The following is an 11,755-nucleotide window of genomic DNA, read 5'->3' as shown; positions in this document are numbered from 1 at the left end:
GGGACCCTCGCATGATTGCACACGCGGTGATGCCGAAGGGAGGGGTCGACCGCACCGCTCAGCCGCCGCCGGCCCCGCTCGGCGCGACATTCCCGCCGCCGGAGAGGGTTTGCAGCGCCGTGATCAAATCCGCCTCGACCCGGTCTTTGTCGACGCCGCATCGGTGCAGCGGCCCGTCCCCGCCCTCCAGCTCCAGCAGCGCCAGCAACTGGTGCTCGGTGCCCACGTAGTTGTGGCCGAGGCGAAGTGCCTCGCGCACGCTCAGTTCGAGCGCCTTGCGCGCAGGCCCGCTGAACGGAATGAGCTGCGGCGGTTCGGCATCCGCGCGCAGCGCGGAGATCGCCTCGGTCGCGGCGGCGCGCAGCGCCTCGGTGTCGACCTTCTGCAGGTGCAGCAATACGGTCGCCAGGGCGGCCGCATCGCCGAGCACACCGAGCAGCAGGTGATCGGGGGTGATCTCGCCGTTGCCCGCTTCGTGCGCGGCGTTCTGTGCGGCCACCACCGCGCCCCGCGCCCGCGGGGTGAACCGCGTGAACCCCTGTTCGAGGTCGAGGGCGGCGGCCTCGGCGCGCGGGACGAAGCGCTTCTGGGCGGCCTGCTTGCTGACGCCCATGCTCTTGCCGATGTCGGTCCAGGACGCGCCCGAGCGGCGGGCCTGGTCCACGAAGTGGCCGATCAAATGGTCGGCGACCTCGCCCAGGTGCTCAGCGGCCAGGACGGCGTCGGCCAGCTGGTCCAGCACGTCGGGGTGGACGCTCTCGATGGCGTCGATCAACTCGTCCAGGCGGATCCGATAGGCGATACGGACAGGGTCGGACATGTCGTCAACGCTAGGTTGACGACGGACGGGTTGTCAACCGTAGGTTGACGATTGGTTCGTCGCACGAGATGCAGGTTGCTCGCCTTTCTGTCAATCTGTAATTCATGAAACTGTTTCTCGCCGCAGCGGCGGGCTTTGCCGCCGTAATTGGTATGGCGGTGCCTGCACACGCCGATGACACTGACGACGCATTCATCGCGTCACTGGATAAGGCCGGCATCACGTATTCCGACAGCGATCTGGCAGTCGGAGCGGGCAAATGGGTGTGCAAGACGCTTCAGGCCCCCACCGGGATGTCGGATGTCGTCTCGACTCTGGAGTCCAAGAACTCCGACCTGACTGACGATAAAGCCAACAAGTTCGCGGCCATCGCCGCCAGCACGTACTGCCCGTACGTGGTTTCGAGCACCACCTCGCCCACATCGAGTGCGACGCCGGCCAGCTCCTCCTGACACGTCGTCCGCAATGGGACGTGTGAGGTGAATGTAATAAGGTTTTTACAAATTCCATACACCGGCACAGCATTGACTAAATCGTTAAAAACGCTTCAATGCGCTCATGCGGATCTATTTGCTGATCGGCGATAGCGCCTATTCGCTACCCGCTTCAGGTGCATTTAAATCCGCTGTTCCGCTGCGGACACCCCGGCGGCCGGAGGACAGTTCACGTCCCGTTCGCCCGACGAGATGCCAACCACCCGCATGTTTGCAACAATCGAAGCGCTATGCGATTTCTTTTGGGGCTGACCAGCCTCGCAACCATGATCGTCCTGGCCGCGCCGGCGCACGCGGACATCGACAACGACCAGGACTTCCTCAAAGACCTCCGCGACGCCGGCCTCACCTACCAGGACGGCGGCAACGCGATCACCATCGGCAAGTCGGTGTGCGATTTGCTCGACGACGGCCAATCGGACGCGAAGATCGTGACCGACCTGCGTAACCAGAATCCGGGCTTCCAGGGCGCCGCCGCGGCCAAGTTCACCTACCTCGCCGCCGCCCATTACTGCCCGAAGTACATCACCGGCGACGACCGCGGTCCGAAGCCGGAAGGCGGCGCCGGCAACTGAGCCGATCGCGGCCGCAATAGGCTGGTGGCCGTGCGCGTCGATCCCGGACCGCTGACATGGGACGCGGCCGTTGCGACCTGGCATGTCGACCTCGTCTCCGCGGCCGTCGTCGCGGTGCTCGCCACCGGATATGCCTGGTGCTACCGGCGCGCCCGTGGTGCCGAACGTCCCGTCCGCGCCGCGAACGCCGCGTGCTTCGGTGCGGGCATGCTGGTGTGGCTGCTGGCCACGATCAGCGCGGTCGGTGCCTACGCCTACGTCCTGTTCTGGGTGCGCGCGCTGCAGGTGTTACTGCTGCTCTATGTCGTGCCGTTTCTCGTCGCGCAGGCCAAGCCGGTCACCGTCCTTCGCGACGCCGTCGGGCCGGCGGGCCGCGACCGCATCGATCGGTTGTTGGCGACGCGGTTCGCGCGCGTGCTCGTGCATCCGGCGACCACGTCGGTGGCGATGCTGGTCACGCCGTGGCTGCTGTACCTGACGCCGTGGTACACCGCGGCCCTGCGGGCCGAGTGGATCGGTGCGCCGACGCGAATCCTGTTGGTGGCGTTGGGCTTCTGCTACTTCTATGCCCGGCTGCAGGAAGACCCGGTACCACACCGGTACCCTCAGTCGATCTCGCTGCTGATCAGCGTGGCCGAGGCGCTGGGCGACGGTGTGCTCGGATTGGTCATCTGGCAGGGCCCGTTGATCGGTGCGGCGTATTACGCGGGGCTGCAACGGTCTTGGGGCCCCGACCCGCGGCTCGACCAGACGATCGGCGCCGGTGTCTTGTGGATCCTCGGCGACCTGGTCGGGTGGCCGTTCGTGCTGCTGCTGATGCGCGCCATGTCTCGCGACGAGAAGGCGCACGCGGTCGCGGTCGATGCCGAACTGGACGAGGCCGAGGCGCGGAGCGCCCAGAGCGGGGGCGCCGAGAATGAAACCCCCGCGCCGTCGGGGCTTTGGTGGGAGAACGACCCGCAGCTGCGGGAGCGGTTCCGCCGCTGAGGTCCGGCTATCTCACGCCGCGCGCGCCGTCCACGTGAAGCTTTGCATCTCCGGGATCTGTGACACGAGCGCGGCGGCGACGCTGCGACCGATCTGGTCGGAGGCCGCCAGCGACGTGTCGGCGTTCAGAAAGCCTTCCACCTCGACGCGCAGGGTCCGCCCGGTCCACCTGGCCCGGGCGTGCGCGTGCGTCACACCGGGAACCGAGGCGGCGACGGCCTCGGCGGTGGTGATGATGTCGGGGTCGACGCCGTCGAGCAGGCGGTGCGCGATATCGGCGGTCACCTCCCAGCCGACGTGGCAGATGAACCCGGTGACCACGATCCCGGCGACCGCGTCGGCCCAGCCCCAGCCCAGTGCCACCCCGATCAGCCCGAGCACCGCACCGCCCGACGACAACGCGTCCAGCCACGAATGCTTGGCGTCGGCCACCATGGTCGCCGACCGAATTCGCCTGCCCACCACCAGTTTGTAGCGAGCCACCAGCTGATTGCCGACCACGCCGACGACCGCCGCGCCGATGCCCCAGCCCACGTAACCGGTGCCGCCGTGACGAAGCAGCTTGGTGACGCTTTCGAAACCGGCGACGACGGCGCTGCCCCAGATCACCAGCGCCACGCCGATCCCGGCGAGGTCTTCGGCGCGTTCGTAGCCGTAGGGGTACCGCTCGGTGGGCAGCTTGCGTGACGCGCGGAAGCCGATGAACACCAAGGCGCTGGTGGAGACGTCCGACAGGTTGTGCAGCGCGTCGCCCAGCAGCGCCACCGAGCCGGACAGCAGCGCGATGACCAACTCGACCAGGCCCGTCAGCGCCAGTCCGACGGCGCTGAGGGCGACGGCGCGATTGGCCTGCCGGCGCTCGCCGGCGTCGTCCGCCGCGTTGTCGAGGGGAAAGCTTGCCGCCGGGTCACGCACTCCGTTGATGACATGCATACCGCCAGCATGCCCGACTCGGCGGCGGCACCCAAGTCCTTTACCGAACCCCGCGTTCGTACACCGTCACCCGATCGCGTTGGCCCCACCACAGCACCGGTTGGCGGGAATCGACCTCGGTCCACTGTGTTTCGAGGATCTGATGCATCTGGGCGTCCCCGGTGCCGCCGCCACGGCCATCGCCGACGTAGATGAGACGATTCCCGTTGTAGGCCAGCAATATTCGCGCGCCGACGTCCTGGTCGTGGGGAGGCCAGGACAGGAACAGTGTTCGGTCGGGGTGCAGGGCGGCCGCTTCGGCGCAATCCTTCGCGACGATTTGGGCGTACAGGTCGTCACCGTGCTAGCCGTTGGTGAGCAGGTCGGTGCCCGGGTTCAGGTCGTAGCAGACGACGTCGACGCCCAGTTGGGTGAGCAGGTAGGCCCAATAACCCGTGCCCGCTATGGGATCGAGCAGCCCCCCTTGGCGTGGCCGGCCACGAACTGCACGGTGTCGGGGTCGGGGACGGTCCAGCAGTATCGGCGTACGAGCCATTGCCGGTTCGGCGAGTGGGCCATGTTCTCTTCGACCGTGCGGTCCAGGCTGAAATAGCCGACCACCGGGTTGCCGCCGATGCTGTCGGTCTCGACGCAGTCCTTGACCGCGTCCCAGTAGGGATTGTCGATGGCCATCGTCGGTGGTCCCGCCGCAGCGACCCGCCTGCCTATGCGGAACCGCTACTCGGCCTGCTCCGGGTTGGACGGGCCGTCGCGCCAGGGGCGGGGGCTCTTCGGCAGAATCATGAACGCCACGGGCAGGCGTACCAGCGCGTCGCGGGCGGCGACCTCGAGGAACACGATCTCCATTTCCAGGCGGTTCAACGGCCGCGTTTCCATCATGAAACGCGTCCGCAGGTAGCGGGGCGTCCTGAGCCACTCGACCACATTCATGCCCGCGACTCTACCTCGTTAGCCTAAATACTTGATTTGCACAATCTTTCACGGCAACCAAAGCCGGTTGGGGCTGAAATTCGAGAACGAGATAGACGTCACCGAAATCGTGCCGGGGATCGAACGCACAGTGTTCTGGTTGACCACGGCGTACGAGCATGGTCCCGCCGGCGTGACACGGCGCTGACGCCGAAGTCGCGTGCCTGCAACGGCGCGGAAATCCGATTGTTCAGCCGCTCATAAGCCATTTTTTTCCGGCTGTCCCTATTCTTCATCTTCATGCCGCTGTGGGTCGACGGCATCGTGAACGTCCCGAAGAAAGGAAGCGCATGATGTTCTCACCTCGCCGGCTGGCCGCGTTGGCCGTCCCCGCCTTGGCGGGCGCGGCTCTGGTTGCCAACGCCGCGGTCGCTACCGCCGATCCGCTCGATGACGCATACCTGGCTCAGTTGCGCGGCGCCGGTTTCAGCTGGCCGCCCGACCACGACGCCGCCCTCACCGCAATGGGGCGCCTGATCTGCGACGACATCGGGTGGGGTTGGACCTATGACCAGATCGCCCAGAACATTCACCAGACGTTGGATCCGAGGAACGTGACTTTCGGAGAGGTCGGATCCATGGTGAGCCTTGCGCATTCGACCTATTGCCCGCTGCAGCGATGCTGGACCGAGCACTGCTGAGCCAAATCCCTTGTGCTGCGGTAGCTACGGTCACATAAGCGGGCGTCCAGGCAGCCGTTCAGCTACTCGAAGGGCCGACCCTGTCTTTGTATTGCGGGCAGTAGGTGGCTACCGAAAGTCCGATGAAGTAGCCGGCCTGTCTCGGCGACAGGTCGCTGTCCCGCGCCAGTACAAATGCCAGCGTCGGGGCGTTGGGATTCGTATCGAGGCTGCTGCACACCATATGGGCTGTCGCAATCGCATTGTCGTTGTCGGGCACGGTGATTCCGCCCTTGGAGAGGTTCGCGATGAAGGCGTCGTCGGTGTCATCCGCTGCCGCCGGCGTCGCACAGGCGAGCGCGGCAGCGGCCAGGAAAACCGCACAGACTGTCGACCACTTTCCAGCCTTCATCCGGGTCATGGCCTCCCCTCGGTGCGCGGGCCGTTCGGCGGCGAGTCAAGGACGACTTCACTGAAAGATAGTCGAAATCGCGGTGTTCTTGGCGCTACGCGCTGACGCGTGCCATCAGGACGAGCAGTGCGTGGTCTTGACCCGACCGTTGGGTGACCCCAGCTTGGTCAGCGCGTCGTTCGCGGACGCCGTCGTGTCGGGACCCGAGCCGCCCTGGAACCGGCCGGAGGCGCGATCGAACGCCACCGATGCGCAGCCGTTGCGCGTGCCGGCCACGACCTCACAGGCGTCACCGGCTTCGGCGGTGCAGTGGGCCAGCGCGATTTGGTTCGCCTGGTCCTGGCTGCCCCCGGTGCCCCAGCCGGCGGCTCGTCCGCTTCCGACGGACACGGCCAGCGCAACGAAGTCGTCGTCGGCCCGGGCCGTCGGTGTCGGCAGCGCGACGAGCCCGGTAACGACTGCAACGACGATGGCAATGATCGGCCGCACCGCTTTCACTCCTTTGCAATGCTCAGAAGGGGGAATTTAGCGCCAACGACGGTGACCGCGCGGGCAAATGGCCGCCGCGTCGACAGGCTATGAATTGTCTTCCGGGTCTTCGGCCAGGTAGGTGACGTCGTATAACCGCCGGCTCGGTTCGGCGTCGAAAGCTTCGGTCGCGGTTGCCCGCTCGAGCCGGACGTCGGTCAGATGCGGATTATCCACGCGGATGCGGTCTTCGAGTTCGGCATGCAGCGCGTCGCCGTCCAGGGCGATATCCGCGTCCGCTCGGCCCGTGTACCTCGTCCAACTCACGCCCCACATTGTGCTCCGAGGATGGCGCGGCACGAAATCCTCGGGCCACCTGTGGGTCTCACGAACAAATCGGGGCCTTCGCGAGCCGATCGGTTTCTTCTATACTCGGCATACTCTGGTGGAGGATGCGATGGCTACAACCTGGGACACGCTCGATCGCTATGTCGTCGTCTCGACGGATACCCACGCCGGGGCGGATCTGTACGGCTACCGGCCGTATCTGCCGGCGCGGCTGCACGAGGAGTTCGATGCGTGGGCCAAGGCCTACGCCAGCCCGTTCGACGATCTGATCGTCGCCACCGCCGATCGGAACTGGGACCACGAGCTCCGGATCTCCGAGATGGACGCCGACGGGGTGGCCGCCGAGGTGCTGCTGCCCAACACCGTTCCGCCGTTCTTCCCGAGCACCCCGAACATCACCATCAGCCTGCCCCGCACCCAAGCGGACTTCGAGAAGCGTTGGGCCGGTGTGCAGGCCCACAACCGGTGGCAGATCGACTTCTGTTCGCTGGCGCCGGCCCGGCGCCGCGGGTTGATTCAGATCTTTCCCAACGACATCGAGCTGGCGCTGGAAGAAATTCGTTGGGGCGCTGAGCAGGATTGCTTTGGCGGCGTGCTCATTCCGGCGGTCTCGCCCGGTGATCCGCAGGTGGCCCCGCTTTTTCACACCCGCTATGAACCGATCTGGGCGCTGTGCGCGGACTTGGACCTGACGGTGGTGCAGCATGCGGGTGCAGGCAGCCCCGAGATGCCAATGGACCAGCCGGCGTCCAACGCGGTGTTGATCACCGAGATGGCGATCTGGGCCCAGCGCACCCTCGGTCACCTGATCTTGGCGGGGGTTTTCGAGCGCTATCCGACCTTGCGATTCGTGCCGACCGAGCAGGGCACGCTGTGGGTGCCCGGGCAGATCGGCATCCTCGACGCGATGGTGCCCACCATGAAGTCCGACGCCGGCAACCGCACCTACGGGATGTTCGGCGGATCCTCCGTCGATGCGCTGACCCTGACTCCGAGCGAATACGTGCAGCGGAACTGCTATTTGGCCAGCGAGCTGATGCCTTTCGACGGCGCGATGATCAACTTCATGGGCCCCGATCACATCATGTGGGGAAGTGATTATCCCCACGAGGAGGGCTTCGCCCCCCACTCCAAGTTGGCCATTCGGTGGGCCCTGCATGACAGGTCGCAGGACGCCTGCCGAAAGATCTTGGGCGGCAATGCCGGTCGCCTGTACCGATTCGATCTCGATGCGTTGGTGCCAGTGGCCGAGAAGATCGGCCCCACCGTCGCCGAGGTGCACACTCCGTTGGAGGACACGGGCTATCGCGCCCCGGCCGCCTTCGGCTACCGACCGTTTGAGGGAGGGCTGGCCCTCAAGCGGCTGGCGCCGGAACGACGCTAACCGGACTCTTCGGTCGTCAAGGCAGCGGAGAACTGAGGACGAGCGAGGCTGTGGCACAGGGTATCTGAGTGCCATGCGCGATTGATCGCGCCATAGGAGAGCGTCTGGGCCCAAGGCCGGAATTTGTCGGTGCGCCGAATTTTTTCCGCGCCCCGGCGCTGTCGTGTGACGATTGAAGAATTAGAGTCCGTGTGCCGGCGAACACATCCTGGCAGTGAAGAAGGGCGACGAATGACCAGAGAATTTGCGGCAACCGCAAATCACTGGTTCTGATGGGTTGAGCGTGCCCCTTAAGCGAGTCGACGAATTGAAACCCGGAGACAGGATCCGGATGAAGATCGGGCACGCCACCGTCGTCGCCACAGAGCCCCTGGACGACGACCGCACCCTGCTGACCTTTACCTATGGAACGACGGGCACCGCCAACAACGCGCTGACCGTGGACGTCCTCGACGACGACGAGTGGGGCTGGTAACGCGAGGAACCCTCGGCCACGTCGAAAAGTCACGCACCCCGGAGCCCGGCGGCGAAAACCTTGTCGGCGACCGGTTCGGCATATGACTATTGGATGGGTACGACCCGCAGGAGGAACCATGGCTCCAGACCGTCTGGCAGGCTTCGCCGGTGTATCCGCCTTGTCGCTGGCGATTGCCCTGCAGGTGTCCCCGACGGCCCTCGCCGACAATCCGTCCTGGAACGGCCAATACGCGATCACGTTCATGGTTGGCCCCAAGGCCGGGACCAGCATGGCGGTCGGCGACCCTGAGACGCAGCACACCGAGACCTACGGGTTCAGTTCGAGCTGTACGAACGGGAAGTGCGTCGCCACCATCGTCAGTGGCCCGCCGCCGACTAACCCGACGGTTCCGCAGCCGGTGCAGTTCACCTGGGATGGAAAGTCGTGGTCGCAGACCAACGATTTTCAGTGGGACTGCATGATGCCCGAAACCACGATCCAATGGAGTCCGGCGCGAGCCCAGACGCGCTACACGCCCCAACCCGACGGGTCGCTCGCCGGCGTGATGCACACCGACATCTTGAGCGGCGCGTGCCAGGGCACCATCGACATGGATATGTCGGCCGTGCGCGTGTGAATCTGCATTCACCCTCGACTGCGCGACCTATGCACCGTCGTCGCCGTCGCGCAGACAGTGAACCATGCTCTGCAGGAGCCGGAACGCGTCCGACTGCTCGGTCTCGGTCATCCCGGCCAGCATTTTGACTTCGACGGACCGGACCGCGACGGACGCCTTCTCTAGGCTCCGTCGGCCGCGAGGCGTGAGCCGCGTGGGAAGAACCTTGCCGACGGGTGCCTCCGCAGGTCTGGTCACGTAGCCATCTCGTTCCAGGGCCTGGAGCAGCACATTCATCGACTGCCGTGTCACGAACGCGCCCCGCGCGAGCTCGGAGTTCGACAAGGCCGGGCGTTGAGCCAGCAGCTCGAGGCAGGAGTAGTGCGTCACGCTCATCCCGAGCGGCCGCAGCACCTCCTCCATGGCTGCGCGGAGGGCGCTCGACGCCTCTTTCAGCAGGTAGCCCAGTGACGTCTTCAGGTCGACGCCGGCACCGTCTTGACTCATGTCAGTATCCTGACATAGGTTGCCTTATGTCAGAAAACTGACACGATCCGAAGGAGCATCTCATGCCCGTCACCGGCCCCGACTTCATCTCGCTCCAAGCGCGCGACCTCGACGCATCGCAGGCGTTCTACGAGCAGTACCTCGGTCTCGTTCGCTCGCAGGCCGGGCCTGCGCACGCCGTCGTCTTCGAGACGAAGGCGATCGCGTTCGCAATCCGCGACGTTCTGCCCGGCACCGATCTCGCATCCGTTGCTCAGCCCGGCATCGGTGCTGCGATCTGGCTTCACGCCACAGACGTCCAGGCCATTCACGATGCTCTCGCCGCCGACGGTCACACCATCGTCTCCGCACCGATTGACGGCCCCTTCGGTCGGACATTCACTTTTGCCGACCCCGACGGCTACCAGGTCACTCTCCACGACCGCGCCTGATGAGCCCGACTGCCCCACAGGGCAATTCGCTCAGGTGTGCACTTTCCAGCCCGCTAACGGCGTCGGTGCAGCGGGAGCGTCGGGATCGTTGAACTCGATGTAAACGTCGCCCTGCTTGATGTTGCTGTCGTAGGCGATGAATCCGTGGGCGGTCTGGCCGTTGGTGACGCTGCCCGAGCGCAGCGGCGGCACCTTGTTGATCTTCTGGTAGTCGACCAGAGAGGAGCCGCCCTGGGCATCGCGGTTCGGGTCTTGCCGCCACGCGGAAGAGGCGGCGGTCAGCGAGGCCGGGCTGTAGTTGAACGGCGCGTTGGACTTGCCTTCGATGGTCAATTCGATGACATTGCAGCCCCCACCGCCGGAGCAACCGGACGAGACCCAGGTCGCGTTGTTGAGCGTGACGTCGGCGGTCGCGGTGCTGTACTCCGTGACATGGATGCTGGTGCCGGATTTTCCCGTCGGGAAAGGCGACTGCTGGGACGTCGGGTCCGCGGCGCCGGGGGGCGCAGTCAAACAGGCCGTCAGCGCCAGCGTCGCTGCGAGTGCGCTCATGCGAGCAGGTCTGGTCACTGCGCGAAGATAACGTATTCGGGGATTTGAGGGCGAGTTCGCGCGTTCTGCTCCCAGCCTCGAGAATCGCCATTGAGCTGCAAACCGGTTCTGGCCTGCGCCTTGGAATGTGTCGATTGCCGGAGCGGTGTTTTGCCCGCAGTTGTCTTCCGGGCGTGATGAATTGAAGTCGCGACACTTCGATCATTGAGGTGTCGTCAAAAGGGTAGCTACGGTTGCGGCGGCGGGGGCGGCGATGCAGGCGGGTTGTCCCAACTGCCCGGAGTGCCGGCCGGCACCTGCATTCCGAGCCAGTTGCACGGCATCATCGATCGCCACGCAATGAACGCGCATTGCTGCTCGGGTGTCAACGGACTGGGACCCGCGCATGGCGGCGTTCCCGGCGTACCGCAGATCGGATCGGCCGATGCGAGCGGCGCATAGGCGAAAGTGTCATCCGCGAACAACAACGCGACGGCGGTGATCATGGTGGTGACGAGACGTCGGGTGCGATGCATAGCCCCTCGAATCAATAGCGCTTGCACAGATCGTAACGCCAGCTCAGGGCACGAATGGGCGGTTTGAACATGCCCGGCTCAACTCGATGGATTGGCGGAACACGCACATGTCGACCACCTGGCCGGCGGACCTGAAACTGAATCGGTCACACCATTATTCGGGAGGCGGGCTGCGACTAAGCACCTTGGTGCACAATGCATTTCAGAAAATGAATGCGCTTTACGACGATTTTGCCGGGGTGTTTGCGCTAGTGCGGCAAGTTGGCCAGGTAACACCGCACTCGGGTGGCGGCGTCCTCCGGCTTGACTCCCATATTGATCAATCTCCGAACTACTTCGTCCGCGGGCACAGCCGAACCGATGTCGTTATCGATCACATGGACGCTGGGGAACCAATTCTCCGCGGTTACCCCCGGTGGCGGGGGCTTCGCGTCGCCCCCTATGCACTGAGCGTAGCCATTGGCGCCGGTTTCAGCGTGAGCTGGCGGCGAACCCATCGGCACGGCAATGGCGATGCCGGCCGTCGCAGCGGCGTAGATAAGACGCATCCTGGCATTATTGCGCGTTCGCATTGTTTAACAACCACGAATCGGGTCGCCAGTGCGAACACGGCTCTCGAAGGTGCTTAACGGCCCGGCCGGTGCCCCGGGGGTGGGGGACCGATTCC

The 11,755-nt window shown here is 65.2% G+C and carries 20 protein-coding genes and 1 pseudogene; 9 read left to right on the top strand and 12 right to left on the bottom strand.

What is annotated here, in order from left to right:
- Positions 1 to 58: 58 nt before the first annotated feature.
- Positions 59 to 820, bottom strand: a complete 762-nt coding sequence (locus tag MTY59_RS25530; protein ID WP_221043619.1) for a Clp protease N-terminal domain-containing protein — start codon at positions 818 to 820, stop codon at positions 59 to 61.
- Positions 821 to 924: 104 nt separating this feature from the next.
- Here MTY59_RS25530 and MTY59_RS25525 point away from each other — a divergent pair, with 104 nt between their 5' ends.
- The 3 genes from MTY59_RS25525 to MTY59_RS25515 all read left to right on the top strand — a co-directional run bounded on the left by MTY59_RS25525 (position 925) and on the right by MTY59_RS25515 (position 2,876).
- Positions 925 to 1,272 carry a DUF732 domain-containing protein gene (locus MTY59_RS25525; RefSeq protein WP_221043618.1) on the top strand — a complete coding sequence of 116 codons (348 nt, stop codon included), beginning with the start codon at positions 925 to 927 and terminating at the stop codon, positions 1,270 to 1,272.
- 272 nt (positions 1,273 to 1,544) lie between these two features.
- Positions 1,545 to 1,889 (top strand): DUF732 domain-containing protein, encoded by a 345-nt coding sequence (locus MTY59_RS25520; RefSeq protein WP_221043617.1) that lies wholly within the window; start codon positions 1,545 to 1,547, stop codon positions 1,887 to 1,889.
- 30 nt (positions 1,890 to 1,919) lie between these two features.
- The gene (locus MTY59_RS25515) at positions 1,920 to 2,876 is read left to right on the top strand and encodes a cytochrome c oxidase assembly protein (protein WP_221043616.1); all 957 of its coding nucleotides are present in this window, start codon (positions 1,920 to 1,922) and stop codon (positions 2,874 to 2,876) included.
- Positions 2,877 to 2,888: 12 nt separating this feature from the next.
- Here the strand turns inward: MTY59_RS25515 and MTY59_RS25510 are convergent, their stop codons facing one another.
- From MTY59_RS25510 to MTY59_RS25495, 4 genes are all read right to left on the bottom strand, one after another.
- A complete protein-coding gene (locus tag MTY59_RS25510) occupies positions 2,889 to 3,809 on the bottom strand; it encodes a cation diffusion facilitator family transporter (RefSeq protein ID WP_221043615.1) in 921 nt (306 codons plus the stop codon).
- A 40-nt stretch (positions 3,810 to 3,849) separates the two neighbouring features.
- Positions 3,850 to 4,029: a hypothetical protein gene (locus tag MTY59_RS25505; RefSeq protein ID WP_221043614.1), complete on the bottom strand. Its 180-nt coding sequence runs from the start codon at positions 4,027 to 4,029 to the stop codon at positions 3,850 to 3,852.
- 221 nt (positions 4,030 to 4,250) lie between these two features.
- The gene (locus MTY59_RS25500) at positions 4,251 to 4,481 is read right to left on the bottom strand and encodes a hypothetical protein (protein WP_221043613.1); all 231 of its coding nucleotides are present in this window, start codon (positions 4,479 to 4,481) and stop codon (positions 4,251 to 4,253) included.
- Positions 4,482 to 4,526: 45 nt separating this feature from the next.
- Entirely contained in the window at positions 4,527 to 4,739 is a 213-nt protein-coding gene (locus tag MTY59_RS25495) for a hypothetical protein (protein WP_221043612.1), read from the bottom strand.
- A gap of 82 nt (positions 4,740 to 4,821) precedes the next feature.
- Here MTY59_RS25495 and MTY59_RS25490 point away from each other — a divergent pair.
- Positions 4,822 to 4,926 (top strand): annotated as a pseudogene (locus MTY59_RS25490) (TetR/AcrR family transcriptional regulator); the annotation flags it as partial.
- 142 nt (positions 4,927 to 5,068) lie between these two features.
- Complete coding sequence (locus tag MTY59_RS25485; protein WP_250160668.1) at positions 5,069 to 5,419, top strand: DUF732 domain-containing protein; 351 nt, start codon at positions 5,069 to 5,071, stop codon at positions 5,417 to 5,419.
- A gap of 58 nt (positions 5,420 to 5,477) precedes the next feature.
- Here MTY59_RS25485 and MTY59_RS25480 read toward each other — a convergent pair whose 3' ends face one another.
- From MTY59_RS25480 to MTY59_RS25470, 3 genes are all read right to left on the bottom strand, one after another.
- Positions 5,478 to 5,819 (bottom strand): DUF732 domain-containing protein, encoded by a 342-nt coding sequence (locus MTY59_RS25480; protein ID WP_221043611.1) that lies wholly within the window; start codon positions 5,817 to 5,819, stop codon positions 5,478 to 5,480.
- A 105-nt stretch (positions 5,820 to 5,924) separates the two neighbouring features.
- Complete coding sequence (locus tag MTY59_RS25475; protein ID WP_221043610.1) at positions 5,925 to 6,299, bottom strand: DUF4189 domain-containing protein; 375 nt, start codon at positions 6,297 to 6,299, stop codon at positions 5,925 to 5,927.
- An 87-nt stretch (positions 6,300 to 6,386) separates the two neighbouring features.
- A complete protein-coding gene (locus MTY59_RS25470; RefSeq protein ID WP_221043609.1) occupies positions 6,387 to 6,605 on the bottom strand; it encodes a hypothetical protein in 219 nt (72 codons plus the stop codon).
- A 130-nt stretch (positions 6,606 to 6,735) separates the two neighbouring features.
- On the opposite strand from MTY59_RS25470, the gene MTY59_RS25465 reads away from it, so the two are divergent.
- From MTY59_RS25465 to MTY59_RS25455, 3 genes are all read left to right on the top strand, one after another.
- Entirely contained in the window at positions 6,736 to 8,010 is a 1,275-nt protein-coding gene (locus MTY59_RS25465; RefSeq protein WP_221043608.1) for an amidohydrolase family protein, read from the top strand.
- A gap of 283 nt (positions 8,011 to 8,293) precedes the next feature.
- The gene (locus MTY59_RS25460; protein ID WP_221046689.1) at positions 8,294 to 8,485 is read left to right on the top strand and encodes a hypothetical protein; all 192 of its coding nucleotides are present in this window, start codon (positions 8,294 to 8,296) and stop codon (positions 8,483 to 8,485) included.
- Between the two features lie 118 nt (positions 8,486 to 8,603).
- Positions 8,604 to 9,104 carry an Rv2253 family sensor-like surface protein gene (locus MTY59_RS25455; protein WP_221043607.1) on the top strand — a complete coding sequence of 167 codons (501 nt, stop codon included), beginning with the start codon at positions 8,604 to 8,606 and terminating at the stop codon, positions 9,102 to 9,104.
- Between the two features lie 27 nt (positions 9,105 to 9,131).
- Here the strand turns inward: MTY59_RS25455 and MTY59_RS25450 are convergent, their stop codons facing one another.
- A complete protein-coding gene (locus MTY59_RS25450; protein ID WP_221043606.1) occupies positions 9,132 to 9,590 on the bottom strand; it encodes a MarR family winged helix-turn-helix transcriptional regulator in 459 nt (152 codons plus the stop codon).
- 62 nt (positions 9,591 to 9,652) lie between these two features.
- Here MTY59_RS25450 and MTY59_RS25445 point away from each other — a divergent pair, with 62 nt between their 5' ends.
- Positions 9,653 to 10,021, top strand: a complete 369-nt coding sequence (locus MTY59_RS25445; RefSeq protein WP_221043605.1) for a VOC family protein — start codon at positions 9,653 to 9,655, stop codon at positions 10,019 to 10,021.
- A gap of 30 nt (positions 10,022 to 10,051) precedes the next feature.
- On the opposite strand, the gene MTY59_RS25440 is transcribed toward MTY59_RS25445, so the two are convergent.
- The 3 genes from MTY59_RS25440 to MTY59_RS27870 form a co-directional block, all read right to left on the bottom strand.
- Entirely contained in the window at positions 10,052 to 10,573 is a 522-nt protein-coding gene (locus tag MTY59_RS25440; RefSeq protein ID WP_221043604.1) for a DUF4352 domain-containing protein, read from the bottom strand.
- A 227-nt stretch (positions 10,574 to 10,800) separates the two neighbouring features.
- Positions 10,801 to 11,088 (bottom strand): hypothetical protein, encoded by a 288-nt coding sequence (locus MTY59_RS25435; protein ID WP_221043603.1) that lies wholly within the window; start codon positions 11,086 to 11,088, stop codon positions 10,801 to 10,803.
- A gap of 248 nt (positions 11,089 to 11,336) precedes the next feature.
- Positions 11,337 to 11,636 carry a hypothetical protein gene (locus MTY59_RS27870; RefSeq protein WP_347881603.1) on the bottom strand — a complete coding sequence of 100 codons (300 nt, stop codon included), beginning with the start codon at positions 11,634 to 11,636 and terminating at the stop codon, positions 11,337 to 11,339.
- Between the last annotated feature and the right edge of the window lie 119 nt (positions 11,637 to 11,755).

Origin of the sequence: Mycobacterium senriense, from assembly GCF_019668465.1 — a bacterium.
GTDB lineage: Bacteria > Actinomycetota > Actinomycetes > Mycobacteriales > Mycobacteriaceae > Mycobacterium > Mycobacterium senriense.
This window is presented reverse-complemented; position numbering and strand designations above follow the sequence as displayed.